This window comes from Streptomyces sp. NPDC057743, from assembly GCF_042798755.1.
Lineage (GTDB): Bacteria > Actinomycetota > Actinomycetes > Streptomycetales > Streptomycetaceae > Streptomyces.
In genome coordinates this window covers 163,312-188,346 of the sequence record NZ_JBHVJX010000003.1, presented here as the reverse complement: position 1 = coordinate 188,346, position 25,035 = coordinate 163,312, and the positions used below count along the sequence as shown (strand labels likewise).

27 protein-coding genes are annotated in these 25,035 nt (G+C 69.1%); 14 read left to right on the top strand and 13 right to left on the bottom strand.

Annotated elements, in window-relative coordinates; all coding sequences use genetic code 11:
* Positions 1-997 precede the first annotated feature (997 nt).
* Together ACFVFQ_RS04545 and ACFVFQ_RS04540 are read left to right on the top strand one after the other, a co-directional pair.
* Positions 998-1,915, top strand: a complete 918-nt coding sequence (locus ACFVFQ_RS04545; protein ID WP_383408959.1) for an endo-beta-N-acetylglucosaminidase H — start codon at positions 998-1,000, stop codon at positions 1,913-1,915.
* Positions 1,916-2,107: 192 nt separating this feature from the next.
* A complete protein-coding gene (locus ACFVFQ_RS04540) occupies positions 2,108-2,494 on the top strand; it encodes a hypothetical protein (protein ID WP_383408519.1) in 387 nt (128 codons plus the stop codon).
* Between the two features lie 47 nt (positions 2,495-2,541).
* Here the strand turns inward: ACFVFQ_RS04540 and ACFVFQ_RS04535 are convergent, their stop codons facing one another.
* On the bottom strand, positions 2,542-3,684 hold the full coding sequence (locus tag ACFVFQ_RS04535) for an FAD-dependent monooxygenase (protein ID WP_383408516.1): 1,143 nt from the start codon (positions 3,682-3,684) through the stop codon (positions 2,542-2,544).
* A gap of 171 nt (positions 3,685-3,855) precedes the next feature.
* Here ACFVFQ_RS04535 and ACFVFQ_RS04530 point away from each other — a divergent pair, with 171 nt between their 5' ends.
* Positions 3,856-4,191: an ArsR/SmtB family transcription factor gene (locus ACFVFQ_RS04530; protein ID WP_383408513.1), complete on the top strand. Its 336-nt coding sequence runs from the start codon at positions 3,856-3,858 to the stop codon at positions 4,189-4,191.
* A 744-nt stretch (positions 4,192-4,935) separates the two neighbouring features.
* Here the strand turns inward: ACFVFQ_RS04530 and ACFVFQ_RS04525 are convergent.
* A complete protein-coding gene (locus ACFVFQ_RS04525) occupies positions 4,936-6,273 on the bottom strand; it encodes a PLP-dependent aminotransferase family protein (protein ID WP_383408510.1) in 1,338 nt (445 codons plus the stop codon).
* 96 nt (positions 6,274-6,369) lie between these two features.
* Here ACFVFQ_RS04525 and ACFVFQ_RS04520 point away from each other — a divergent pair, with 96 nt between their 5' ends.
* The 8 genes from ACFVFQ_RS04520 to ACFVFQ_RS04485 all read left to right on the top strand — a co-directional run bounded on the left by ACFVFQ_RS04520 (position 6,370) and on the right by ACFVFQ_RS04485 (position 11,605).
* On the top strand, positions 6,370-6,993 hold the full coding sequence (locus ACFVFQ_RS04520) for a DJ-1/PfpI family protein (protein WP_383408507.1): 624 nt from the start codon (positions 6,370-6,372) through the stop codon (positions 6,991-6,993).
* Between the two features lie 268 nt (positions 6,994-7,261).
* The gene (locus ACFVFQ_RS04515; protein ID WP_383408504.1) at positions 7,262-7,768 is read left to right on the top strand and encodes a hypothetical protein; all 507 of its coding nucleotides are present in this window, start codon (positions 7,262-7,264) and stop codon (positions 7,766-7,768) included.
* A gap of 269 nt (positions 7,769-8,037) precedes the next feature.
* A complete protein-coding gene (locus ACFVFQ_RS04510; RefSeq protein WP_383408501.1) occupies positions 8,038-8,496 on the top strand; it encodes a Fur family transcriptional regulator in 459 nt (152 codons plus the stop codon).
* Positions 8,493-8,768 carry a hypothetical protein gene (locus tag ACFVFQ_RS04505; RefSeq protein WP_383408498.1) on the top strand — a complete coding sequence of 92 codons (276 nt, stop codon included), beginning with the start codon at positions 8,493-8,495 and terminating at the stop codon, positions 8,766-8,768. The genes ACFVFQ_RS04510 and ACFVFQ_RS04505 overlap by 4 nt, the downstream gene beginning before the upstream one ends.
* A 6-nt stretch (positions 8,769-8,774) precedes the next feature.
* Entirely contained in the window at positions 8,775-9,782 is a 1,008-nt protein-coding gene (locus tag ACFVFQ_RS04500; protein ID WP_383408495.1) for a CobW family GTP-binding protein, read from the top strand.
* On the top strand, positions 9,779-10,813 hold the full coding sequence (locus tag ACFVFQ_RS04495; protein WP_383408492.1) for a WD40 repeat domain-containing protein: 1,035 nt from the start codon (positions 9,779-9,781) through the stop codon (positions 10,811-10,813). Before ACFVFQ_RS04500 ends, ACFVFQ_RS04495 begins: the two co-directional genes overlap by 4 nt.
* A complete protein-coding gene (locus ACFVFQ_RS04490; protein WP_383408489.1) occupies positions 10,810-11,256 on the top strand; it encodes a (2Fe-2S) ferredoxin domain-containing protein in 447 nt (148 codons plus the stop codon). The genes ACFVFQ_RS04495 and ACFVFQ_RS04490 overlap by 4 nt, the downstream gene beginning before the upstream one ends.
* Positions 11,243-11,605: an ArsR/SmtB family transcription factor gene (locus tag ACFVFQ_RS04485; RefSeq protein WP_383408486.1), complete on the top strand. Its 363-nt coding sequence runs from the start codon at positions 11,243-11,245 to the stop codon at positions 11,603-11,605. Before ACFVFQ_RS04490 ends, ACFVFQ_RS04485 begins: the two co-directional genes overlap by 14 nt.
* Positions 11,606-11,758: 153 nt before the next feature.
* On the opposite strand, the gene ACFVFQ_RS04480 is transcribed toward ACFVFQ_RS04485, so the two are convergent.
* On the bottom strand, positions 11,759-11,899 hold the full coding sequence (locus ACFVFQ_RS04480; protein ID WP_383408483.1) for a hypothetical protein: 141 nt from the start codon (positions 11,897-11,899) through the stop codon (positions 11,759-11,761).
* Between the two features lie 125 nt (positions 11,900-12,024).
* Here ACFVFQ_RS04480 and ACFVFQ_RS04475 point away from each other — a divergent pair, with 125 nt between their 5' ends.
* From ACFVFQ_RS04475 to ACFVFQ_RS04465, 3 genes are all read left to right on the top strand, one after another.
* Complete coding sequence (locus ACFVFQ_RS04475; RefSeq protein WP_383408957.1) at positions 12,025-12,642, top strand: flavin reductase family protein; 618 nt, start codon at positions 12,025-12,027, stop codon at positions 12,640-12,642.
* Positions 12,643-13,129: 487 nt separating this feature from the next.
* Positions 13,130-14,053: an endonuclease/exonuclease/phosphatase family protein gene (locus ACFVFQ_RS04470; protein ID WP_383408481.1), complete on the top strand. Its 924-nt coding sequence runs from the start codon at positions 13,130-13,132 to the stop codon at positions 14,051-14,053.
* 274 nt (positions 14,054-14,327) lie between these two features.
* Positions 14,328-15,344 (top strand): NADPH:quinone reductase, encoded by a 1,017-nt coding sequence (locus ACFVFQ_RS04465; RefSeq protein ID WP_383408478.1) that lies wholly within the window; start codon positions 14,328-14,330, stop codon positions 15,342-15,344.
* A gap of 136 nt (positions 15,345-15,480) precedes the next feature.
* Here ACFVFQ_RS04465 and ACFVFQ_RS04460 read toward each other — a convergent pair whose 3' ends face one another.
* From ACFVFQ_RS04460 to ACFVFQ_RS04415, 10 genes are all read right to left on the bottom strand, one after another.
* Positions 15,481-16,482, bottom strand: coding sequence for a DMT family transporter (locus ACFVFQ_RS04460; protein WP_383408954.1), 1,002 nt, complete (start codon positions 16,480-16,482; stop codon positions 15,481-15,483).
* Between the two features lie 35 nt (positions 16,483-16,517).
* Entirely contained in the window at positions 16,518-17,129 is a 612-nt protein-coding gene (locus tag ACFVFQ_RS04455) for a TetR/AcrR family transcriptional regulator (RefSeq protein WP_383408475.1), read from the bottom strand.
* Between the two features lie 429 nt (positions 17,130-17,558).
* Entirely contained in the window at positions 17,559-18,347 is a 789-nt protein-coding gene (locus ACFVFQ_RS04450; protein WP_383408472.1) for an alpha/beta hydrolase family esterase, read from the bottom strand.
* A 339-nt stretch (positions 18,348-18,686) separates the two neighbouring features.
* Complete coding sequence (locus ACFVFQ_RS04445) at positions 18,687-19,388, bottom strand: FadR/GntR family transcriptional regulator (protein WP_383408469.1); 702 nt, start codon at positions 19,386-19,388, stop codon at positions 18,687-18,689.
* Between the two features lie 262 nt (positions 19,389-19,650).
* Positions 19,651-19,881: a DUF2277 domain-containing protein gene (locus ACFVFQ_RS04440; protein WP_383408464.1), complete on the bottom strand. Its 231-nt coding sequence runs from the start codon at positions 19,879-19,881 to the stop codon at positions 19,651-19,653.
* 43 nt (positions 19,882-19,924) lie between these two features.
* Positions 19,925-20,674: an alpha-ketoglutarate-dependent dioxygenase AlkB family protein gene (locus tag ACFVFQ_RS04435; RefSeq protein ID WP_383408461.1), complete on the bottom strand. Its 750-nt coding sequence runs from the start codon at positions 20,672-20,674 to the stop codon at positions 19,925-19,927.
* Positions 20,675-21,092: 418 nt separating this feature from the next.
* Positions 21,093-21,650: a methylated-DNA--[protein]-cysteine S-methyltransferase gene (locus tag ACFVFQ_RS04430; RefSeq protein ID WP_383408458.1), complete on the bottom strand. Its 558-nt coding sequence runs from the start codon at positions 21,648-21,650 to the stop codon at positions 21,093-21,095.
* A gap of 397 nt (positions 21,651-22,047) precedes the next feature.
* Positions 22,048-22,242, bottom strand: a complete 195-nt coding sequence (locus tag ACFVFQ_RS04425; RefSeq protein WP_383408455.1) for a hypothetical protein — start codon at positions 22,240-22,242, stop codon at positions 22,048-22,050.
* Between the two features lie 689 nt (positions 22,243-22,931).
* Positions 22,932-23,405 carry a nuclear transport factor 2 family protein gene (locus ACFVFQ_RS04420; RefSeq protein WP_383408450.1) on the bottom strand — a complete coding sequence of 158 codons (474 nt, stop codon included), beginning with the start codon at positions 23,403-23,405 and terminating at the stop codon, positions 22,932-22,934.
* 100 nt (positions 23,406-23,505) lie between these two features.
* Positions 23,506-24,849 carry a serine hydrolase domain-containing protein gene (locus ACFVFQ_RS04415; RefSeq protein WP_383408445.1) on the bottom strand — a complete coding sequence of 448 codons (1,344 nt, stop codon included), beginning with the start codon at positions 24,847-24,849 and terminating at the stop codon, positions 23,506-23,508.
* Between the last annotated feature and the right edge of the window lie 186 nt (positions 24,850-25,035).

The following is a 25,035-nucleotide window of genomic DNA, read 5'->3' as shown; positions in this document are numbered from 1 at the left end:
TCGCCCCACACGCCTCGTCCCCTCAAGGAGGCCCCCGCGCCGCGCTGTTCCTCCCCCAAGAGGCCGGCCCTCCGCCGCATGACGTCCCGGCTGTTGCGGCGCAACGTGAACGCCCCACCCAAGCGGCAGCGGACTCGCATGTCGTGCCGGACTCCCGAGGTACGTGGAACCCGCCGACCCCTCGGGCTCCCACACCCAAGGCCCCCAAGGCCCCCTCTCGGGCTCCAAGAAAACGCCCCCGCCCACGTTTGACACCGACGACACGACTGCCGGATATCGGCAACGCTGGCCCTAAAGATCACGATTTGTCGCCTCGTGTCATGTGAAGCAGCGTCAATCTAGACCATCGAGGCCCGTCTGAAGAGGGGGATGTGTGTAACTCGTGGCCAAACCTTGAAGGTTGATCCACCAAACGGTCACCACATGAGGTGCCTTGCCGACGAAGGCACGCACGTGACCTGTGACGACGGGAGTTCCCGAGGGCTGCCACAGCAACGCCCCGCTAACAGAAGCAACTTGACGAGGAATTAGGCGATGGCTGGCGATGTTCAGTACATCTGTGCCGAGCCTGCGCATGGCGAGAAAGGCGCAGTCGACAGTGACGAGAGCGACGAGAGCGACGAGAGTGACGTGTGGTGCCGGCTGCCAGGCGCCGTCGCCGACAGCGCCGGCGAATGCGGCGGTTTCGGCGTATTCACGTTCACGACGGGGGAGTCCTCGGTGTTGGCTGCACGGTGGCGCGTTGTTCTCCGGCGCGTGTGCGCTCCTCGTGTCGCCATCGTCAGTGGTCGGCCAGGGTGGAGGCGCATGTCGACCGTGCTCTCGACACACCAACTCCCTTGCCCGGGAGTCGTGTTGTGGCGCGATGTGCGTGCGGTTGTGAAGAGTTCGGGTATGACTCTCGGGATTCGGTCACGGGAGCGGAAGACTCGGCGGGATCACTCGGCGCTTTCGGACAGGCCGAGCGCCGACCTACGCGAGGGGAGACCGATCAATGATGTGCACTCCGGTACGGAGCAGAGTGCGGAGGGCTGCGCTCGTGCTCTCGGCCGTCGTGGCCCTTGCCTTCGGCGCGACCGCCACGACCGGCGCAGCGGCGTTCCCCGCACCCGCGAAACAGCGGCCGACCTCGGTGGCGTACGTCGAGGTGAACAACAACAGCATGCTGAACGTCGGCAAATACACCCTCGCCAACGGCGGCGGCAATGTCTTCGACGTAGCCGTGATCTTCGCGGCGAACATCAACTACGACACCAACACGAAAGCGGCGCAGCTGTACTTCAACGAGAACGTGCAGCGCGTCCTCGACAACGCCGCCACGGAGATACGGCCGTTACAGCAGAAAGGCATCCACGTCGTCCTCTCGGTGCTGGGCAACCACCAGGGCGCGGGATTTGCCAACTTCCCGTCCCAATCGGCGGCTTCGGCATTCGCAAAGCAACTGTCGGACACCGTGGGCAAGTACGGCCTCGACGGCATCGACTTTGACGACGAGTACGCGGAGTACGGCAACAACGGAACCGGCCAGCCGAACGACAGCTCGTTCGTGCACCTGGTGACGGCGCTGCGTGCGAACATGCCGGACAAGATCATCAGCCTCTACAACATCGGCCCGGCCGCGTCGCGTCTCTCCTACGGCGGCGTCGACGTCTCGTCCAAGTTCGACTACGCCTGGAACCCGTACTACGGCACCTGGCAGGTCCCCGGCATCGCGCTGCCCAAGTCGAAGCTGTCGCCGGCGGCCGTCGAGATCGGCGGGACCTCGCAGAGTGCAGTCGCCGACCTCGCCCGCCGCACCGTCGGCGAGGGGTACGGCGTCTTTCTGACGTACAACCTCGACGGCGCCGACCGCAGCGCCGACGTGTCCGCGTTCACCAAGGAGTTGTACGGCAGTGACGCCGTCTACACGCCGTAGGGCGACCACACGCACCAGCGCGCGGCGCTCCCGCGGGGCTTGCCGCATCCCGTAGGGCAACGATCCGCGCAGACCGCGCCTTTGACAATGATGTCGGGGCGCGGTGCGCGGTGACCATTCACTTTCGTGCCCCCGCGATGCGGCTGCTGCGCTACTGCCGGGCGCGGACACGGCCTGCCGGTTGCCGATCCCGTGGTTCTGGAGGCCACGGCGCACATCGACACGTGGCGCGAGGAGCTGTTCGCGTTCCTGGACCCGCTGTGCGAGCAGGCAACCTGCACGTGCTGCCCGCCGACGAGCACACCCCCTGGCCCCGACTCCTGCTCTCGGTGCTCGCCGGATGGCCCGCTCGCGGATCGTTGGGCTGGGCAGGCCGACGGCGAACACGTCGAGCTACAAAAGGAGTTGGCGGCGCTGTCGCTCCGTATGATCTGCGGGTTCGCGCTCGGCGGCGCGGAAACCGACACCGACCGCAGCGACCTGATCGGGGCGCTTGTCGAGGCTGGGCAGAGTCCGGCGCGGATCCGGGACACCGTGGTGGTGACGCTGCTCGCCGCCCACCATCGGAAGGGTGGGTGAGGCCGCCAGCAGCCGACCTGCCGGTGACCGGTCGGTGCGGGCCCGGTCTACCGGTTCGCGGCTTCGCGAGAGGCGATCCGGTTCGTGCGACCGACCGCGCGGCCCACGGCGTTGCGCACCGCGAGGCCCGGCCGGGTGCGGGGCACCATGAGCCTGGAGAGCGGGCCGACGCGTCGCTGCCGCGGGCCTACCTCACGGCGGAGCCGCGACTCGTAGGCGGTGAAGGCGCGGGCGTGATCACTGGGATGGGCGGCGAGTTCTTCTGCGAGGGCGTACGCGCCCGCCATCGCCATGCTGGACCCGTCGCCGAGCAGGGCTGTCGCTGCCGCTGCGTCCCCGAGCAGTACGACCCGTCCGCGGGACCACGAGGGCATCCGGACGGTGGTCAGGGGGTCGAAGAACGGAGCCGGGTGGTCGAGGAACGCCGCCACGAGTTCCGGTGCCCGCCACCGCACGTCGGCGTAGGCGTCGGCCACGGTCTGCTTGTGAAGGGCGATGTTCTTGCGGTCGTGGGGCGCTAACTGCGCGGCCCGGAAGGTGAAGATGGCGAGCGGAGTGGTCCGCGAGGGGTGGAGGACCAGCATCCGGTTCGGCGCGGTGAGCATCGTCATCTCGTTCGGGTCCTCGATGGCGTCGGGTTCCAACGGGACGGTCGCGCCGTACAGGCCCAGGTCGCTCACGAACTGCCGCTCGGGTCCGAACACCAGGCGCCGTACGGTCGAGTGCATCCCGTCGGCACCGACGACCAAGTCGAAGCGCCGTGGCGCGGACCGCCGGAAGGTGACGTCCACCCCGCCTTCATCCTGGTCGAGAGCGGTGACCGTGTCGTCGAACAAGAACTCGGCCTCGGTCTGCGCCGACCGGTGGAGCACCTCGGACAGGTCGGCTCGGGTCACCTCGACCGTCGGGTTCTTGTCCGAGGTGAGCGGGAGTTGCAGGATCCGCCTGCCGCCGGGGTCGAGCAGGGTCAGCGACCGATTGCGGGTGGCGAGCCCGCGGAGCTGCGGAAGGATGCCCATGCGCTCGGCGACCGGGATCGCGGGCCCCTTCACGACGATCGCGCTACCGCCGGAGCGCAGCTGCCGGGCGTGTTCGACGACGGTTGGCCGGTATCCATTCCGGGACAGCCAGTACGCGAGTGCGGGCCCTGCGATTCCGGCACCGACTATCAGCACCTCGGGTTTCTTCATGACGATGACCTCTCGGAGTGTCGATGACCGGGTCCGCGGCGAGTGCCGGGGGCGGGGTTCGGGGAGCGGCGGCACGGAGCAGCGCTATCCGGTCAAGGTACGATCAGTTTCGTACCTCAGTGGAGCACATCCTTCAGGTACGATACAAGTCGTACCTGAAGGGGGTGCCGCGTGGCCGGGAGGAACCTGGTCGGCCCGGAGGCCGATGCGCTCGATCTGGGTGCGGTGTTTCGCGCCCTCGCCGACGAGCACCGGCGTTCGGTGATGAGGGAGTTGGCCGCCGACCGCAGCGACAGCGAGCGGGGCTGCAACTCGTTCAATCTGCCGATCTCGAAGCAGACCCAGACCCACCACTTCCGGGTCCTGCGCGAGGCAGGTCTCATTGACGAGATCGACTACGGCAACCGCAAGGGCATCCGACTACGACGAGCGGACATCGAGAAGAGATTCCCCGGCCTGCTCACGCTCCTGGGCGCAGAGCCCCCGGGCGGTACTGCTCCTCGCTGAACACAGCTGAGCACACCGGAAGGAGTCCGAGTCGGCCCTGAGCCGCGAGCTCGACCGGCTCCAGCTCGCGCCCGGCTCGCAGGTAGCCGAGCACGACGCGGAAACGAATGGATCGGTGCCGCTTCGACCACCGTCCCGCGCTCGTGATCGGCGCCGAGCACTTCCGCGCGCTCCCTCACGCCAACACCCACTGAGGTTTCCTCAACCTCCGTGCGGAGCAGGGCCACTGGGAGTGAGGGCGGGGTCCGGGCGTGGAGAAGCTCCTGGTAGACGGTGCGCTTCCTCGCCCGTGAGTTGACCGCACGTCGCCTTGCGCAAGGGACACGCTGGCGCCGGCTGGCGCCGAACGGCAGGCACTGCTCGTGCCGGCTCATCTACGATGCGGCCTGGCGCGGGCCAACGTGATCCACGGGCCGCACCCCGTGGACGTACAAATCTAAAGGTCGGGGCGCTGGCGAGGATCCCGCCATCGCACAGCACGGTGGAGGTCCGGCCTCGCCTGTCGTCGGCCAGCTCGTGCTTCCACCGCACCCGCGGGTCTGCCGATGTCGAGGGCGACGAGGTCGGTGCCGGCGCGGGGCGCCCCCGGGGTGTGATCGATGGAGGTGTACAACACCCCGTCACGGCCACCGGGCATCGAAGTCTCGGGGCGCAGGCCGACCGGGTTTCCCCAAGCCGCCCGCAAAGGCGACCTTTCGTACATGGACGCCCGTGCGGGCAGGAACCAGCTGATCGAAGGGGAGATCAGGCGTAGGCGTCCTCGACAACGACTTGCCGCACCGTACGCAGCGTCGACTGGAGACATTCCAGATCGGTCGAGCCCAGGGCCAGGCGGATCGCCTGCGGTGTGTGCATCGAGGTGGTGAACGGCTCGGCCGTGGATACCGAGATGTGCTGCCGCGCGAGGGTAGCGGTCAGGCGATCGGCGCGTGCCTCGTCGGGCAGTGGCAGCCACGCGAAGTAGGACGAGGGGTGACTGATCAACGGCAGGCCCGCCAGCTCTTGTCCGGCGAGTGCTTGGCGGGCCTTGGCGTCGTCTCGTTTCTGCGCCTCCAAGTGGTCCACCGTGCCGTCCTCAAGCCAGCGGCAGGCGATCGCGGCGGTGAGGGCCGGGGTGTTCCAGGTGGTCGCCCGAATCGCGCGTTCGAGCGACGGCACCACAGACGGCGGTGCGACGACGAAGCCGACCCGGAGGCCGGTAGCGACGCTCTTGGACAGCCCCGAGACGTAGACGGTGAGGTCCGGCGCGGTTGCAGCCAGAGGCGGTGGAGGGTCCTCCACCAAGTAGGCGTAGGAGGCGTCTTCGATGATGACCGGACCGTGCTGTCGAGCGATCTCGACGAGGCGGGTTCGGTCAGTCGCCGGCATGACCCAGCCCAGAGGGTTGTGCAAGGTGGGCATGGCGTAGATCGCACGCACGGGGCGGGTCGCGCACACCTTCTCAAGGACCTCAAGATCCGGTCCGTCGGCCGTTGCGGGGATGGGCTCCAGGTCGAGATGAAAGGCATGCGCGAGCACCTTGAAACCCGGGTAGGTGAGTGCGTCGACCGCGACCACGTCGCCGGCATTCAGCGTGGCCATGACGGTGATGGCCAGGCCGTGCTGCGCACCGTTGACGATGAGGATCTGATCCGCGTCAGTGGTGATACCCCGACGCCTCAGATGCCGCGCGATCGAGGCCCTGTCCTGGGGACGCCCTCGATGCGGTTGGTAGCGCAGCAGCGAGTCGATATCACCAGAGGTGGCCACCTCTCGCAGAGCCTGCCGAAGGAGATCGGATTGCCCGGGCAGCGACGGATAGTTGAAGTTGAGGTCGACCGCATCCGTAGCGACGACCTGCTGATCGATGCCGTGACCCGCGGGAACCGCGATATCACGCACGAACGTACCGCGGCCCTGTTCCCGGCTCACCAGCCCCATCGCTTCCAACTCGGCGTACACCCGGGTCGCGGTCACCACGGCGATGCCCTCACGAGCGGCGAGCCCACGGTGTGTCGGCAGTTGTGCACCCGCGGCGAGCCGTCCGGTCCGGATGTCGGATGCGAGCGCGTCGACCAGCATTTTGTACCGCGGGGCTGCCATGCACCGGATTGTATGCATGACAATTCTTTGACTGTCCTGTTCGTGGGTCCTTACCGTCAAGATCCACCCACCGAACCACCAGGAAGGACAGCCGCCGTGCACATCGCCATCCTCACCTTCGAGGGCTACAACGAGCTCGACTCCCTGATCGCACTCGGTGTCCTCAACCGGATCAAGTCCGACGACTGGCGCGTCACCATCGCCACCCCCAGCCCCCAGGTGACGTCGATGAACGGGGTGGTCATCGAGCAGATGTCCACCCTTGAGGAGGCGTGCGCCGCTGACGCCGTCATCGTCGGCAGTGGCATCGCCACCCGCGAGGTCGTCGAAGACCCAGCGATCATGGGCATCCTGCGCCGCCTGGACCCGTCGCGCCAACTCATCGCGGCACAGTGCTCGGGCGCGCTCGTCCTGGCCAAGCTCGGCCTGCTCAACGACATCCCCGCCTGCACCGACCTGACCACCAAGCCCTGGGTCGTCGCCGCCGGCGTCGAGATACTCAACCAGCCCTTCTACGCCAAGGACAACATCGCCACCGCCGGCGGCTGCCTGGCCTCGCACTACCTCGCTGCCTGGATCATCGCCCGCCTCCAGGGCAACGACGCCGCCGAAAGCGCACTGCACTATGTCGCCCCGGTCGGAGAGAAAGAGGAATACATCGAGCGCGCCTGGCGCAACACCACCCCCTACCTGCCCGCTCCCACCCCGGCGTTCGTCTGAACAACCAGTCGCAGGCCCGCTCGTCCACCATGATGCGACGTGGGGGATTCGGCTTCGCGTGGCAGGCGGCCCACCGTCGCCTTTCGCCACCCGGTCGGACACGTTCTCGGTGGCTGGCCGACCGTCACGGTGAACCGGCGGGCGAACTCGGCGCGGGACAAGGCCGTTACGGCGCCAGGCTGGACTCTGTCACGGCTGCCGCACCGTCCCTCACGGTCACACGGTCTGGAGGGCCAGCCGTAGGCAGCCTGCGAGCGCCGGGTGTTCGATGACGAGCGTGGTGCAGGCCGCCTACAACCTCCCCAAGGACGCCGGCACGAGCACCCACCGTCGCGATCGTCGACGCGAACGACGACCCGACGCCGAGAAGGGACTGGCGTCCTACCGCACCCAGTACGGCCTGCCGGAGTGCACCACCAGCAACGGCTGCTTCAAGAAGATCGACCAGGACGGCGGCACGAACTACCCGGCACCGGAAGCCGGTTGGGCCGGCGAGATCTCCCTCGACGTCGACATGGTCAGCGCGTCCTGCCCGCAGTGCCACATCCTGCTCGTCGAGGCCAAGTCCGCCAACATGGACGACGTCGGTGCGGCCGTGAACCAGGCCGCCAAGCAGGGCCCCATCCTGGCGCCTGATTCGCCCACCAGCACCACGCCCAGCCCACCGCCAACCGCTCCGCAGCACTGCCCGTCGCCGGTGCCCAACTCCTCGTCCAACTCGCCCTGGTGGGGTTGGTCGCCCTCGGTGCAGCCCTTACCCTCGACGCCCGACTGACCCCCGCCACCCTCCTCGCCGTCACGGTCGCCGCCACCCGCTTCGCCGAGCCCGACGGCCGCTGCGCGCGCATGTGGGCCGCCCCATCGGCGGCGCGGGACTGGCGGGTCCCCGGCGGCGGTCATCTGTCCGGCGACGTGCCCAGCGCGGCCGTGGGTGTCGCTGCCGCACCACTCACATGAATCACCGTTCATATGGACATAGATTTCATTTTCATTTAGCCTCGGTGTTCACGGCCCGCACTGGCCGCTGAATGAGGTGACTGCTCCATGAACGCTCTCGCTCCCCGCCCGGTGGAGCGCGGCCGCCTGGCCGGCCGGACCACGCGACAGCGCTCCGCCGTCATAAGGGTGCTCGACCACTGTGCCGACTTCGTCTCGGCGCAGGCCCTCCATGAACGCATGGCCACCGCGGACCTCCCGGTGGGGCTGGCCACGGTCTACCGCACGCTCCGCGAACTCGAACGGGCCGGATGTCTCGACGTCGTACGTGACGAGACCGGCGAACGCCGCTACCGCAAGCGGCCGGACGACGGGCACCGGCACTACCTCATCTGCCGCGCCTGCGGCCGTAGCAGACCGGTGGAGTCGCAGGCGGTGGAGGAGTGGGCCGAGCGCACCGGCCGGATCAGCGGCTACGCGGCCGTGGAGCACATCGTCGAACTCACCGGCATCTGCAGCCGCTGCCGGCCCGATACGCCCGAGCGACCCGATGGAGGAGACGGATGAAGCCGATCGGAGCCTGGCGGCCTCCAGGACAGCACCCCCGCACGGCAGAAGTGAAGGAGTCCGTACGACAGTTGCTCGGCCTCGGGGAGGACACGGCCTTCGTCGTGCGGGAGTTGGCGTGCAGCGATGAGGACTGCCCACCGCTGGAGACCGTCATCGCCGTACTGCCCATGGACGGCACGCCCCGCCGCTGGACCCTGCACCACCCCGTAACCGACCTCACCGAGGAACACCTGCGGGCGCTGCTCGCCCGCGAACCCGAAGGAGCCTGAACCACCATGTCCGCCAAGCGAGATGACCGGGTGCCCGTCACCGTACTGACCGGATTCCTCGGCTCGGGCAAGACCACCCTCCTCAACCGCATCCTCACCGAGAACCACGGACTGCGGATCGCCGTCATCGAGAACGAGTTCGGTGAGGTCGGCATCGACGACGCACTCGTCCTCGACTCCGAGGAAGAGATCTTCGAGATGAACAACGGCTGCATCTGCTGCACCGTGCGCGGCGACCTCATCCGCATCCTGGGCGCCCTGATGCGCCGCCGGGAGAAGTTCGACCACATCCTGATCGAGACGACCGGTCTGGCCGATCCGGCTCCCGTGGCCCAGACGTTCTTCATGGACGACGAGATCGCTGCTCGGCTCCGTCTGGACGCCATCGTCACCCTCGTCGACGCGGCGCACGTCCTCCCGCACCTGGACGAGCAGAAGCCGGACGGCGTGGAGAACGAGGCCGTCGAGCAGATCGCCTTCGCCGATCGCGTCGTCCTCAACAAGACCGACCTGGCCGACGAGCAGACCGTCGCCGAAGTCATCGCCCGTATCCGGGCCATCAACGCTCCGGTCGAGATCATCCCGGCGCGCCATGCCGAGGTGGAGCTGAGGCGCATCCTGGACGTCGGCGCCTTCGACCTTGCACGGGTCCTCAAGGACGATCCGCAGTTCCTCACCGACACCGAGCACCAGCACGACACCAGCGTCACCTCCGTCGGCATCGAGATCGACGGCGAGGTCGATGAAGGCCGCCTCAACGCCTGGCTCGGCGCGCTGCTGCGGGAAAAGGGGGCCGATATCTTCCGTTCCAAGGGCATCCTCGCCCTCGCCGGATGGGACCGGCGCTATGTCTTCCAGGGCGTCCATATGCTCTTCGTCGGTGAGAACGGAGCACCGTGGCGGGACGGCGAAGCGCGCCGCAACCGCCTGGTCTTCATCGGCCGCAACCTCGACCGCGAGGCCCTGACCCACGGCTTCGCCCGCTGCGTGGCCACCGCCGGAGCCGCCGTATGACCACCCTGACCAACTCCACCACCACGGTCGGTACGGCGTGGGAGATCGCTGTCGACGATGCGCCCGTTGCCCTCTCCGCCGCCGGGGACCTCGTCGCGGTGGCCGGGGCCGAGGGAAGCGTCGTCATCGCCGAGGCCGCCACAGGTAGGGAGGTCGGCCGGCTCGAACTCCCCGGCGGCGCACTCTCGGTGGCGATCGCCCGCGACGGGCAGCATCTCGCGGCCACCGGGCCCACCGGCTACGCCCTGTGGAGCCGATCGGGCGTCTCGGCACTCACCGTCGAGACCGGTGCCTGGTCGTCCACCGCGGCCTGGGCGGACAACGGCCGGGTCGCCGTGGCCTCCGGCCGCCGCGCCCTCGTCCTTGAACCGGCAGGCGAAACCCTCTGGTCCACCGAACCCGCCGCCTCCACCGTCACCGACCTCGCCTGGCTGCGCAACGGCCGCCGCCTCGCGGTCGCCGCATACGGAGCGGTGCGCGCCCACGAGCCGCACACCGAAAAGCCCGTCGTCACCTACCCGTACATCGGCTCGCACCTCGCGCTCGCCGTCGCGCCGACCGGCCGCTGGATCTGCAGCGGCAACCAGGACGCCTCCATCCACATCTGGCGCACCCGGGACGGCAGCGAACTGACCATGTCCGGCTACCGGGAGAAGGTCTCGCGCCTCGCCTTCGACGACACCGGCTACTGGCTCGCCGCCGACGGCGCGCCGGATGTGACGGTGTGGGACTTCTCCGGCAAGGGCCCGGCCGGCACCGCACCACGCTCGCTGCGCTGCCACGAGACGGTCACCGCTCTTGTGTGGCGGCCCGGCGGCGCGGGCCACCTGGCGAGCGGCGGCCAGGATGGCACCGTGGCGCTGTGGCGGGCCACCGCCGGCCGCCCCCAGGCGCGCCTGCAACCGGCCCGCACTCTCGACGGCGATGCGGCGGTGACGGCTCTCGCCTGGTCCGGCCCTGATCTGCTGCTCGCCGCCCACCGGGACGGCCGGGTACGCGCGCACCGGCTGCCGTCCCGGACCTCCCTGTGAACGGCCCGGACCGCAGTACGAGGATCGGCGCGGCCCGCGACCGCCCCTGCACGCTGGTGGTGTGCCGCGGCTGCTGCTGCGGGAACCCCCGCAAGCACCCCGGTACCGACCACGAGTGGCAGCTCACCCGACTCCGCGCCGCCGCGGCCGAGTCGGGCGGGCGCCTGGCGGTCCGTACGAGCGAATGCCTCGGGCCGTGCGGGCAGGCCAACATCGTCGTCGTCCAGCCCTCCGGGGAAGGTCGTCGCCGGGGCGGCCGGGCCATCTGGATCGGCTGGGCGCTCGGCGACGACAGCACGGACGACATCCTCACCTGGGCGACGGCCGGAGGGCCGGGCGTGGCCGATCCTCCACCCACCCTGGAGATGCAGTTCGTGCCCACGCCGGGCGAGGCCCAGGCGCGTTCCCGCGCCCGCGCTCGCGGACGCCGTGCACGCCGGTGAGCCGACGCGTGGCCCGTCCGCACAGGTCAGGGCCGCTCGTCTCGACAGCGCCACGGCTGCCGCGGTCGCTGCCACCCTCCAGGCCCTGGCCACCACGTCGCGGCTGATGATCCTCGCCACCCTGCGCGATAAGCCGCATCCGGTCGCCGACCTCGCCGCCACCATCGGCATGGAACCCTCCGCCGTCTCCCATCAACTGCGCTTGCTGCGCACGCTGGGCATGGTCGCCCGCCACCGCGAAGGGCGCCGCATCGTCTACACCCTCTACGACGATCACGTCGCCCAACTCCTCGACCAGGCTGTCCACCACAGCGAACACCTCAGGCTCGGCCTGGTGGAGACGCCATGAGGCCGAACCGGCTCCGCGGCTGTTCCGTACGCAACCGACTGATCGGTGTCGTTCTCCCGGCAGACCTTGGCGAACGGTCCCCAGCGCAGGCGGGCGCGGGTGTCTTGGGCGTCTTCGAGCTGGCGGTCGACGCCGGCTTCGAGGCCGAAGTGGTCAGAGGAGACGCGCAGGTAGGCGCCGGCGCTTGGGGGCGTATGCCGCCAGGTGGTCGTGGAGGTTGAGAGTGACCTGGCCGCCGCGGGCATGGGCGGGGACTTCGAAGTCTTCCCAGACGGTGTGGGCTGCTGTTGGCACGGTGTTGGCTCCTGGCGCTCGATGGCTCCCGATACCGGGCACACTTTCTGCCGAATTCAGGGGGGTTTGGTGGTGCCGTGGATCCGCTGTACGGTCCGCGGCCGCCGGTGTGGATACTGATCACCATGCGAGTTGACTTCGATCCTGCACACATGCCCCGCAACGAGTTCTACAAGCTGCTGACCGCCACGGTCGTGCCGCGGCCGATCGCCTGGGTGTCCACCGTTTCCGCGGACGGGACGGCCAACCTGGCACCGCATTCCTTCTTCAGCATCGCCAGCGTGACGCCGCCCGTGGTGCAGTTCAGCTCCGTCGGCCGCAAGGACACCCTCCGCAACATCGAGGCCACCGGCGAATTCGTGGTCAACTTCACGCCGGAGGAACTCTTTACGCAGATCAATGACACGGCTACCGACTTCCCGCATGGCGTGAGCGAGTTCGAGGCGGCGGCGATCGATGCCGAGCCGAGCCTGCGGGTGAAGCCGCCGCGGGTCGCGGCCTCGCCGGTGGCACTGGAATGCGAACTGCATAGCACTCTCCGGATCGGCGACGGGACCGTGGTGTTCGGACGCGTTCTGCATGCCGTCGTCTCGGACGACGTCCTGGTGGACGGACACCCGGAAATCAGCAAGTTGCGCCCGCTGTCGCGACTTGGCAAGAACGAGTGGGGGACGGTCAGCGGCGTGCGCGACCTCGCCCGCATTCGGCATGAGGACTGGCAGGGACCGGCAGCCGACCGCTAGGCAGCGCTGGGCGCTTACCTAGGCGAGAGGCGTCCGGAAGCGCGGGCGAACGAGTGAGGATTTGGCGCCAGATCATTTGGCGCCAGTTCACTTGAAGGGGCTTTCGGAGCTCGACAAGCTACGGGAGACTGGACCGTGACGGTTTCCCAACGCGAAGAAAACCGGCGGCAGTTGATCGACAACTGACGAGTGTCGGAGGTCGGCAGCTGGCGGTCGATTTCGGGAGTGACGTGTGGACGGTCACGGTGCTGGACGGACGGTATTCGGCCGGGGAACATCCCCTGATCTTGTTCCGTCACCAACGAATGACTCCCCCGATTCACTTCGGGCCGACGCAAACCCCCTCGCCCGCGCGGATTCCGATTCCCCGGAGCACTCGCCAGGCTCCGGGGGCGGTGACGAACGGGCATGGGGGCGGCCGTTCACAAGGCCGTTGAGCCGACGGCGCGTTCTGCGCGGAGTGGTCACCACAACGGTCGTCGGAGCGATGACCGCCGCGGCGACCGCCCCCGCGGCCGCCGCGCACAAAGACGCGTACGCCGCGACCGACGACGGCCGGCGCCCGCTTCGGGTGATGACGTTCAACCTGCGGTTCGCATCTGATAGTCGCCCGAATTCCTGGGGCGAACGCAGGCCGGCGATGCGCCAACTGCTGCGTCAGGAGGCGCCCCACCTGCTCGGCACGCAGGAAGGGCTCTACGGGCAGTTGCAGGACATCGCGGCCGATCTCGGGGAGCACTACGCCTGGATCGGCACCGGGAGAGCCGGCGGAAGTCGGGACGAATTCGCGGCGATCTTCTACGACGTGCGACGCCTCGCCCCCGCCGAGTATGACCACTTCTGGCTTTCCGACACGCCCTACCTGATCGGGTCGAAAACCTGGGGCAACACCGTGATCCGGATGGCGACTTGGGTGCGGTTCCGGGATCTGGGGAGGCGTGACGTCCGGGGCGAGGAGAGTGACGAATCCGCACGGGGCGGAGGAGGGGAAGGCGGACGGAGCACCTGGGGCTCTGGCGAGTTCTACGCCCTGAACACCCACCTCGATCACGCCGTGCAGTATGCGCGGGAGCGCTCGGCAGCACTGATCAACGACCGAATGGGCAAACTGAATCCCGCGCTGCCGCGGATCGTGACCGGAGACTTCAACGTCGCGGCGCACAAGAACCCCGTGTACGAGGCGATGCTCGGGGGCGGGCGACTCGTCGACAGCTGGGACGCGGCAGGCGAACGGAGCGCCCAATACGGAACCTTCCACGGGTATCGGCCCTTGGTTCCGGGCGGAGATCGGGTCGATTGGATCCTCACCTCGCCGGCAATGCGAACGCGGCGCGCATCGATCAACACATATGCCAGGAAAGGGCAGTTCCCCAGCGACCACCTGCCAGTACAGGCGCTGGTCGAGTGGTGAGACGCGCCGATACCGAAGGCCCGGCATTCCCACCACGCGGCTGCTCGCTGGACCTGCTGCTGCCCGTCGCCGACCCGTCGTTGACTTCGACCAGCGTGGGAGGAGGGGCGGGAATCGGAGCGGTTCTCCGGCATACCTTGCTCCGGAATACCTTGCTCCAGGAGGGAGTTGAGACCGGTGGGATGCCCCGTGCGTGGCCGCGCCCTCCTCGGGCGTCCGCCGAGCGATCCGCAAGGCGATCGTTCCGCCGGGGCGAGCGAAGGAAAGGTGCGAGATGAGGTCCGTCATCCGGACGGCTGCCGGCGGCGGCCCTGAGGTCCTGAAACTCGTCGAACGCCCGGTGCCCGAGCCCGGGCCCGGCGAGGTACGTGTGCGTGTGCAGGTCTCGGGCGTCAACCCCACTGACTGGCGCAGCCGCAGGCGCGCGTTGCCGCCAGGCATGAGCGAGCAGGTGCCCCATCAGGACGGCGCCGGGGTGATCGACGCCGTCGGACCGCAGGTTGACCCCGCGCGGGTCGGGGAACGGGTGTGGATCTGGGAGGCCGCCTGGGAACGCCGCTGGGGAACGGCGCAGCAGTACACGCTCGTCCCCGACCGACACGCCGTTGCGCTGCCCGACCACGCCTCGTTCGAGCTCGGCGCCGCCCTCGGCATTCCGGCCCTGACCGCCCACCGCGCACTGACCGTTCACGACGGCGGATCGGGACGTGTCGCGCCCGGTGCCCTGCGGGGTGCGACCGTGCTGGTGGCGGGCGGCGCGGGTGCGGTCGGCAACGCGGCCATCCAGCTTGCCCGTTGGGCCGACGCCCGCGTGGTCACGACCGTCAGCAGCCCCACCAAGGCTGCTCTGGCGGGCGCGGCCGGCGCCCACCAGGTGGTCAACTACCGTACGCAGGACGCGGCCGCCGAGATCCTGGCCTTCGCTCCCGAGGGCGTCGACATCGTCGTGGAGGTGGCACCAGGCACCAACGCCGCTCTCGACATCGCGGTGGCCGCGCCGGGTGCCGTAGTGGCCTACTACGCGGGCGGCGCGGACGAGCGGCTGTCCGTCCCGGTGCTCTCCTCCCTTCCGGCGAACCTGCGTTGGCAGGGCGTCTTCGTCTACACCGTGCCGACCGCGGCCAAGCAGCAGGCACTCACCGACGTCGCGGCAGCCGTGGACGCGGGCGCGCTGCGGGTGGGGGCGGAGGCCGGACTGCCGCTGCACCGCTTCGCACTGGAGCGCATCGCGGACGCCCACACCGCACTCGAACGGGGCATGGTGGGAAAGGCCCTGCTCGACATCCCTTGACTGTGACTGTGACGAGCGTGCCCTGCCTGGTCGGCTAGTTCGTTGGTCGGCTAGTCGGTTGGTTGGTGGGCGATCCGACACGAGAACGTGCGGCGCTGCACTACGCAGTGTCTCGCCGGACAGGTTGCATACACACTCAGCTTGGGCTGCGGTCGAGTTGCGCTCCCACGTCGGCGTGGGTGCCGGAGCCCGGCGTCGCACCCTCTCCGGCTTTCGAGCTGGTTCGGGTCAGCGTTGGTCTCGGCCCTGGTCTTGATGCCGACGTCGGTGTGGTGAGGACGGCGAGGCAGCCGACGACCAAGGCGATGCCGGTCCAACCCGGCGGCGGCAGGTGTTCGCCGACCACCAGGACGGCCAGGACGGCCGCGACGGCGGGTTCCAGCAGCGAGAGGGTGGTTGCGGTGCTGGCCGGGATGTGTGCCAGGCCCCAGCCGAACAGGACGTAGCCGATGAACATGGGCACCAGGGCCATGTACGCACCGACCGCGGTGTTCGACCAGGAGTCGAGGAGCGGGGCGCCGGTGGCCAGCAGTACGGGCAGGAGCAGGACTCCGCCCAGTCCGAAGACGGCGCCCATGGACGCGCCGGAGGTGACGCCGCGGCTGATCAGGCGGTGGGCGGCCCAGGAGTAGAGGGCGTAGGTGGAGCCGGCGACCAGGCCGAGCCCGATGCCGAGAACGGTCGCGCCCGCGGAGTAAGTGCCGGGTGCAGAGTGTGAGTTGGTCGCTTCGGCCGCGCACAGCAGCACCGTCCCAGTCAGCCCCAGGGCGGCCCCCGCCATCCAACGGCGCGTCAGGCGGCGGCCGTCCGCGACGCGTTCGATCACCGCGGAGGCGAGCGGGGCCGAGCCGATCGACACCACGGTCCCGGCGGCGACCCCGGCCAGATGCATGGAGGTGTAGAACGCGAGGGGGTACGCGCCGACCGCCAGTGCGCCGAGCAGTACCACACCGCGCTGGGCCCGGAGCCCGGGCGCTTCCCGTGCGATACGCGGAGCGGCCACGAGGGCTTGGAGCAGGCCGCCCAGCCCCATGGCAACGGCCCCGATCGCGAGCGGCCCCACGGCCGGAGCCAAGGTTGCGGCGGTGCCTGTGGTGCCCCACAGCACCGATGCCAGGAGTACGCACACCGATCCCATGCCCACCGAGCCGGTGGAGCGTCCGACGGGCCGCGTCACAGTCGGTCCAGCAGGTCCGCCGCCATGGTCCGAGCGTGTTCCAGGCGCGTGCCTGCGCCTTCCAACCCGGCCCGCGCCATCGCGCCTTCCAGCAGGAACGCCAGGTGCTCCGCCACCTTGCCAACCTCCGCACGCCGGCCAGGCAGCAGCTCTTCGACGTGACTGGCGAGCAGGGACTCGACTTCCTCCTTGTGTCGGCGGACGAGCGCCCGCCCCTCGTCGCCGGCCGGCAGTTCGGCCGCCGCGTTGAGCAGACCGCACCCGCGGAAGCCGTGCTCGTAAGCGAAGGCGGCGTGGTCGGCGTACGCGTCGAAGACGGCCAGAACGCGGGCGCGAGGGTCCTTGACCCCTTCCAGGCGCCGGCGGTAGAGGCCCAACCATTCCTCGTGCCGCTCGTCGAGGTAGGCCCGCACCAGGTCGGCCTTGGAGGAGAAGTTGTTGTAGAGGCTCATCTTCGCCACGCCCGCCTCGGCGGTGATGGTGTCGATGCCGGTGGCGGACACGCCGTCTGCGTAGAAGCGGCGTGCCGCGGCGGCGAGCAGCCGCTCACGCGCGGCTCCCCGCCGCCTGCCGGACGGTTGCGCGGCCGAGGTGCCTGCTTCGCTCATCGGGCATCGCTCTCCCCATTTTTAGGTAGACAGGTCTACCTAATATAGCCAGCCCCGAGGGGCGCCGCGACCACCTACTACGGAAGCGGCACAGAGCCCTGCTGCCCCCCTGGCCAGCCAACGCAGCAGACGGCCCACATGCCTCGGCTCGCGACGCAGCGCACCAGTCCCACCTGCGAGGGACCATCGGACACAGACACCGAAAACACAGGCACACGGTGCACAGCCAGCCAGCCAGCCAGCCAGCCGGCCCAAGCCTCCGACCGCTTCATGGCGCACCTCGCCGTGTGGGAAGGCACCGGCGACGACGCGCCCGAAACGCTGTGGGTCGAACTGGTCACCGACCAGCAGTACAACGGCTCCCGCTGCCGCAGCCAGTAACCAGCCAGGATGCCCGGCCGACGCCCCGTCCGGGACACCTCCGCCTGGTCATGGATTCGTACGGGGGAGGGGGTGGGCGGCGAAGAAGGCCATCACGGTCTGCGCGGCGTTGAGCGAGTGCGTCGTGTCGCCGGGGCCGCTGGGCTTGGTGGCGCCCGCCCAGGTGTGTCCGCCGCCGATGATGCGGTAGTTGACGACGGTGTTCCCGTGGGCGCAGCTCGACCACGTGGTCCGGACGACGTCGGGCGCGAGCTTCCGGTCGGTGGCCTGCCCCGTGCATTGGTCACGCTGGCGCCACAGTTGGATCCAGTCATCGGTCGAGTACAACCCGCGGGCCGGCTGTCCGTCGTAGGGGATGACCGGGTCGGCGGTGCCGTGCATGTTGAGGACTGGGAGGGGGCGCCCGCTCGCGGTGCAGTGGCTGTGCTCCTGGTAGAACGCCGCCGAGATCGTCGCGACCGCCGCGACTCCATTGATGCGACACGCGGCCGACGCGGCGAACCCGGCGCCGTCCGACTTGCCCGTCATACCGATACGGGTGGCGTCGACGCACGGTGACTTCGCCAGCCAACGCACCAAGTCAGTGGCGAACTCGTAGTCGTGCGCCCAGGCACCGATGTAGGGGGTGGCCTCCCAAGAAGGCTTTCCGCCCTTGCCATTGAGGCCCTGGGCGTAGAGGACGACGGCGTCGGCGCCGTCGAGCTGCGAGTACGCCGCGAATCGGCCGTCGGTCTCGCCCCGCCCGTGGAAGGCGATGACCGCGGGCTTCTTCGTCCGCGGCGAGAAGTTGGCCGGCACGTGTTCGATGAACGTACGGGTCTGCCCGCCGACGTTCATGGTCCGCGTGGTGGAGGAGTTCGGCGCGCTCGTACAGGCCGACCCGCCGTTGACCGGCCCGGCCGAGGGGGTTTGGCCCGCAGTCGCGGCCCTGGTTCTGGCGGTGCCAGCGGTGCCAGCCGTGCCAGTGGCGTGAGCGGAGGATGAACACGCCGTCAGTGAACCTGTCGCGAGCGCGGCGGCGAGCCCGACGGCCAGGCAGGCCGCGGACCGGCGGTGCGGATGCCGACGCAAGCCCTGTCGCAAGCGAATTCGCATGACTGCTCGTCTCCCTCGGATCTCTCGTATCTCTCGGATCTCTCGGATCACGCTCGATGGGACGGCTCTTGCCTGGTCCCGTCAGCCCAGCAACGCCGCGGTGTTGTCGCGCAGTTCGCGCAGGTGTTGTCTGGTGAGTTCTTCGGCGGTGGTGGGATTCTGGTCCCGCACCGCTTCGAAGATCGCCCGGTGTTGGTTGCGGTCGCGGGGGCGGTCCTGGATGAGTTGCCGCAGGGATCGCTGTTCTCGGCTTCGTACCGCGAGCAGTGAGTCGACCACTTCGAACAGCAGGGGATTTCCGGAGCAACTGGCCAGCTCGCGGTGGAAGTTTCGCGGGCCGGTCCGAGGTACGCGCGGCCGCGTGGCGATCTCCACGGCGGTCTCCAGCCGCGCCAACTGCTCGTCGGTGCGGTGCTGGGCGGCGAGCGCGGCGATGCCGGGTTCGATCGCCAGCCGTGCCTCGACGAGTTGGAGGATCTGCTCGTCGCGGAGGGGCATGGAGTTCGGATTGCGCATCAACGTCCGGTGCAGGCCGGGGCCGACGAAGATGCCGGAGCCGTGCCGGAGTTGGACGGCGTCGGTTGCCTGGAGCCCGCGGAGAGCTTCCCGGATGGTCGGCGGTGTCACGCCGAACTGGTCGGCCAGGGTCCGCACGGTCGGCAGGCTGTCGCCCGGAGCGAGCCCCCGCTCCGCGATCAGGTCGAGCAAACCGCCCGCCAGACGCTCGGAGAGGCCGCCGGACGGCCGCGACCGATCCTCGCCGTTCACCACGCCAGATGGCATAAATCGGCCTCCTGCCAACGCAATTGACCAATTGACCATATCAATTTCGGCGATGGCGAGAACGGTGTTCGGGCAGGAGGAGCTGAGGCCGGAGGAGCTGAGGCCGGAGAAGTTGAGGCCGGACGGTGGTTGCCCGGTCGCGTGCACTGGCTGGGGATTCCTGACGCCTCCTCGCGCGTGCACCGGCCGGCAGCGCGCTGACGAGCCGGACGCCCGGCGAAGGCCATCCACCCACTCAGAGGACGTACCGGATCGACCGACCCTAGGGCTGGCGGGTCGACGGGGCGGAGCCGCGGACCTGGAGGCCGTTGAGGAGTTCCTGGGTGGCTGCCGCGACGGCGTCGACAGCGCGGTCGAACACCTCGCGGTTGTGGGCCGCCGGGGCGCGGAATCCGGAGACCTTGCGGACGTACTGCAAGGCCGCGGCGCGGATGTCCTCGTCGCTGACTTCCGGCGTAACGGGCGGGCGGAGCGTCTTAATGCTGCGGCACATGCGTTCAGTGTGCTCTCTGTGGCCGGCCCCTGGGTAGGGAAGATCAGACGAGGCCGGTGACCCGCATGGTGATGTTGAGACGGCCGGCGGTGATACCGGTGGCGGGGTCACCAGACCCCGGATACACCTTGGGCACCCCGTGGTACACGAACCGCGACGGCCCGCCGAAGACGAACAGATCTCCCGACACCAACTCGATGTCGGTGTAGGGCTTGGTGCGGGTCTCCGTGTTGCCGAACCGGAAGACGCAGGTGTCGCCGATGCTGAGGGAGACCACCGGCGCGCCGGAGCGCTCTTCCTTGTCCTGGTGCATGCCCAACTTGGCCGCACCGTCATAGAAGTTGATCAACGCGGTGTCCGGGGTGTACTCGTTGCCGGCCGAGGGGTCCTGATACGCGTCGACCAGCGCCCGCCGGCCCAACGCGACCATCCAGTCCGGGAATTCGGCGACCTGGGCGCCGTTCACGTCGTCGGCGGTGCGGCTGTACGCATACGGTTGCCAGTGCCACCCGATGCACACCGTCTGCACCGACATCACGCCGCCTCGCGGGAGTTTGGTGTGCCGGATGGGTACCGGACCGCGCGCCCAGCCGCGGCAGGCGGTGACCAGTTCACGCTGCTCCGCGAGCGAGAGCCAACCGGGGACGTGGACCGCCCCGGGAGCCAACTCCCGACGGGCACGCTCTTCGGACCCGGCCGGCGTTCCGGACCGACGGAGTCCACCGGGGCTGCTCGGCCCGGCGGGTCCACGGAGTTGCCCGACATCCTCAAAGCCGGGGAGTGGGGTGGTCATGACGGTGGTGACCTGCCTTGACGTGGGTGGGGAGGTGGAGGGCGGCCTGCCTGCGGTCTCAGGGCGACGGGCTGTTCACCCATCCACTTTCAGGTATCCGCGTGTGTCCGCTTCCAGGTATCCGCTTTCAGGTATCCGCGTGCGTTCCAGGTATCCGCATGCATGCGTTATCCGTACCTTCAGCGTGCCACGGGGCGGATGGGACGGGTGCCGCCGGGCGGGGCGGGCTGCTGTGGAGCGGCGCCCGCGGGCCCCGGGCGCCGTCCGGCGCTGGTCCGTGAACATGCGACGACGTGGCGTGCCTATCGCTCAGACGTGGCGTGTCTATGGCTCGTATGACCCATGGGGCGCGCCGGCTCCCATTCTCCGGCCGACGGTCGGCGGCCGACGGCGGGAAGGTCCGCGGCGGACGCGACGGTCAGATGAGGGTGGGCTGGAGGGCGCCTTCGTGGGTGAGCAGCGCGGTCTTGCGCTCCACGCCGGCCGCGTAACCCCGCATGGTGCCGTCGGCGCCGACCACCCGGTGGCAGGGACGTACGAGCAGCAGCGGATTCGCCCCGATCGCGGTCCCCAGTGCGCGGACGTCGGCGCGTGGCACGCCGAGGGCTTCGGCGAGACGACCGTAGGTGGTCGTGGTCCCGTACGGGATGTCGTCGAGGGCCCGCCAGATGCGCTCCTGGAAGTCCGTACCGGTGGTGTGGAACTCCAGCTCGAACTTGGTGAGTCGGCCGGCGAAGTAGGCCCGGAGCTGCCGAATGACCTCGGCGAACGGGGCCGCGTCGCGCCGCCAGTGCGATGCCACGGTCGGGGCCGTGCGCTGCTCGGGCATGGAGAGCGAGGTGAGGGCGATGCCGCCGGGCGCGGTGGGGGAGTCGATGCCGACGAGCAGCAGCTCGCCGACAGGGCTGTCGAGGGTCGTGTAGGAGGTCGGGGTGGGGGCAACGGGCGTGCTGGTGGCGGTGTCGTGAGTGTTCATGGTGCGTCCTCGGGCGTGCTGTTACCTGGGCTTTCTTTGAGTCTGCCGGTTTTCCGACGCGAAGACTGGCGGAAATCGGACGTGGTGATCCGACGGTGAGGAGAGAAGGACGTTGAGGCGGGTGGTCACCTACGCGGGGCGTGCGCGACGCGAGTAATGAGGAACGGCGGGCGCCAGAAGCCCGGACCGTTGCGCGGAGTGCGGGAGGCATACGGTGCGAGAGGCATGCACAGAGACGAACCGGAAGCCAGTAGCTGAGTTGAAGCCAGCAGCTGAGTTGGAGCCGGACCATCCAAGCGGCTACGGATGCGGCTCCGAGGGTGGCCCTGGCGCGGCCCGCTGGAGGTGAGCGGCGCCAGGGCCCTCGCACGTGCCTCGTATCCGTGTGGGCGTTCGGCTAGGCGGCCTCGACGACCTCCGTGACCTCAGCGCGCACCGCTAGCGTCCAGATCTCCAGCAGCACCGCGTACTCCGCCATGTCCTGTGCCGTCCAGGCCAGACCGTGCCGGGCGCGCACAAAACGCCGGATCGAGTCATTGGCCTCGGACGCAGGAACGGGCGCAGCCGTATGGGCAGAAGGAGTTGGGGACATGTGAGACATGCTAGGGGCAGCCACTGACAGCGCATTCCCGCGCGGTTCAGCCATGGGGCCCCCGAGTCCGCTCCATTGATCGCCCTGACTCCACCTCAACTCGCTGACCAGTAAGGACCGTCAGCACCTCGCCCTCCCCTCGCTGCCTGCATGTGTCCATTCCCACACGCTCCGCGCTCGCCCCACCCTGTCCGCCGGCTCGCGAACCGTCAACAGGGCGTCATGCGATCCGGCCTACGGAAGGCCGTGGTCTCTCTGCCCGGTGCTAACGGACCCGCGGGGCAGGGCGGATGAGCGCCCCCGCTGCGGCCAGCGGACGCGTGGGTCGTTCTCGGCTGGATTTCTCGGGCGCGGCCACGACGCCGGCGGTCGTGGCGCGTTCCCCGGATCGGGTGGTGTTTGCGGGATGTGTGTGGAGCGGGGTTGCGGCTTTGCAGGGGGAGACGCGAGCGGACAGAGGGGCGTTGACGGTCGCTGTCGGGCTGGTCAGGGCGTGCGGGCGCGCGGATGTGGTGTTCGCGTAGGCGGGCGTCGCACGGTCGCTTGACGGTGCGACGGCGCGGCGGTGTCAGTGGTCGCCCGTACGGTAGCCCTCGTAACTATCCGAGCTGCTGGCGCTTCTCGGACCCGCCCCGCTCTCGTGGCAACGCCCGGGAGCGGGGCACTTTGCCGTTTCCGGTCCGGTCCGGTCAGCTTCCGCTCGGGGGCGTGAGGCGTCGGGTGTCGGCCCCGAAGGCCAGGTGTGTGGTCCGGGTGGCGAGGAGCCATATGCCGTCGACCTTGCGGAAGGTGTCCTCGTAGTGGCCCACGTTGGTGGGGAGTTGGGGAGGGACCATACCGTCGACGAAGCCGTCCACCCGGTAAGTGGTGAGGTAGGAGGTGGCGGTCGCCGTCGCGGGAGAAGTGACGGAGACCAGGATGTTCGTCATCAGGCGGCGGGACAGCCGGTCCCCGGGGCGGGATCCGAAGTACTCGCGCAGCGCCTCGCGGCCGGCAACCCGGCGATCGGCATGGGGCCATTCCCAGACGCCGTCGTCGGTGAACAGTTCGGCGACGGAGCCCGGGTCGCCAAGGTCGAGACGGTGGACGAAGTCGATGATCAGGCGTTCGCAGGCTCGCTCGGCGAGCAGCCGGTCCATCGGATCGATCGATCTATTAGGCATGGGAAGTCCTCTTCGGGTGGTCCGCGGTGGGAAGTCCTGAGGTAGGCGCAGCGCGATGGGGGCGCTTGCGGAGTTGATGAGGGAGCCGTTGACGAGTGGGTTACCGGCTCTGCTGGGGCGGGATGGAGCCCAGTTGGGCGGCCAAGGACGACGGTGCGGGGGCTTGGTGGTTGGTGCGGGGGCCGGCTCCGGTGCTGCATACCGCCTGGGCGAGATGGTCGTTCATGGCGGTGTCGATGGGGCTCGGTATCGGCTGACCGGTGCCGTCGAGCTTCTGGTAGCGGGTGAGGTTGAAGCCGAGGGAGACCTGGCGGCGGCCGTCCGTGCTGTGGAGGGACCAGGTCATGGCGCCCAGTACCAGGCCGTTGTGGCCCCAGAGCTCTCCGCAGGAGGGCGAGGTCATGCGGAGCAGGCCGAGGCCGTACCGTGCGGTGGAGCCCTCGATCGGCACGGTCGTCTTCATCTGGCGCAGCTGCGCCGGGGGCAGCAACTCGCCGCCCAGAAGGGCGCGGTAGAAGCGGTTGAGGTCGGGCATCGTCGAGACGAGGGAGCCGGCGGTCGAGGCCCAGGACATGTTGTAGACGCTGAAGTCACGCGGCGGATTGAAGCCTCCGTAGAGGGCCTCGTACATCTTCGCGTGCGGCCCGGAGAGGGTGGGGGACTTGGGGAAATAGGTGTGCCGCAGGCCGGCTTTGCGGATGACGTGCTCGGTGATGTAACTCTCGGGGGATTGGCCGGTGACCTTGCGCAGCATGAGGCCGGCGAGGACGTAGTTGGTGTTGGAGTAGTGGTGGGCCTCGCCGGGCTTGCCCAAGGCCGGTGCCGCGACGCCCAGGCGGGCCAGCTCCTCCGGAGGGAACGTGTGGAAGCGGTAGCCCTCCAGGCTGTCCGCGGTCGTGAAGATGCTCCCGGCGTAATCACCGATTCCGCTGGTGTGGTTGAGCAACATCCGGACCGTTATCGCGCGGCCCCGCTCGCCCGTGACGAGGTCGGGCAGATAGCGGTCGATGGGCGCGTCGAGGTCGATGTGGCCCTTGCCGACCTCCTGGAGCACGGCGACCGCAGTGAAGGTCTTGGTGATGCTGCCGATGCGGTGCTCCATCTGCGGAGTGGTGGGGCGCTTGGCATCGACGTCGGCGACCCCGGCCGCGCCGTGCCAGTCATCGGAGCCGTCCCGCACGGCCGAGTACGCGCCGTACATCCCCGCGTCGTGGAAAGCCTGGAGGGATCTCTGGAGGGCGAGGCGGTCCAGTGTGGCGTGCGCGGCAGGGACCGGCGCCGTTGGCGGTGCGGTCAGGGCGCCTGTGCTGGTGGTCGACGAAGGGGCGGGGGAGGTGGTGGTGGAGGCCGAGGCGGCAGTGGGAACGGCGAGGAGGCAAAGCGCGGCGGTTGTCGCGGTAAGGGCCAGTCGGGGGCGCCAGGGGGCGCGGCGGTCAATTGTCATGGAATCTCCTGGAGTTGGGGCTGAGGGCTACTCAGATGTTGGCGTGCGGAGTCGAGTTCATCAGTGAGCGGTCATCGGCGTGGATCACCATCGGTCTTCATCGGCGTTTCGTTGTATTGATTCTCGCGGCAGGACAGGCACGAGACATCAACCTACGGGTCTACCTTGATCGAGAATTTCGGCGGT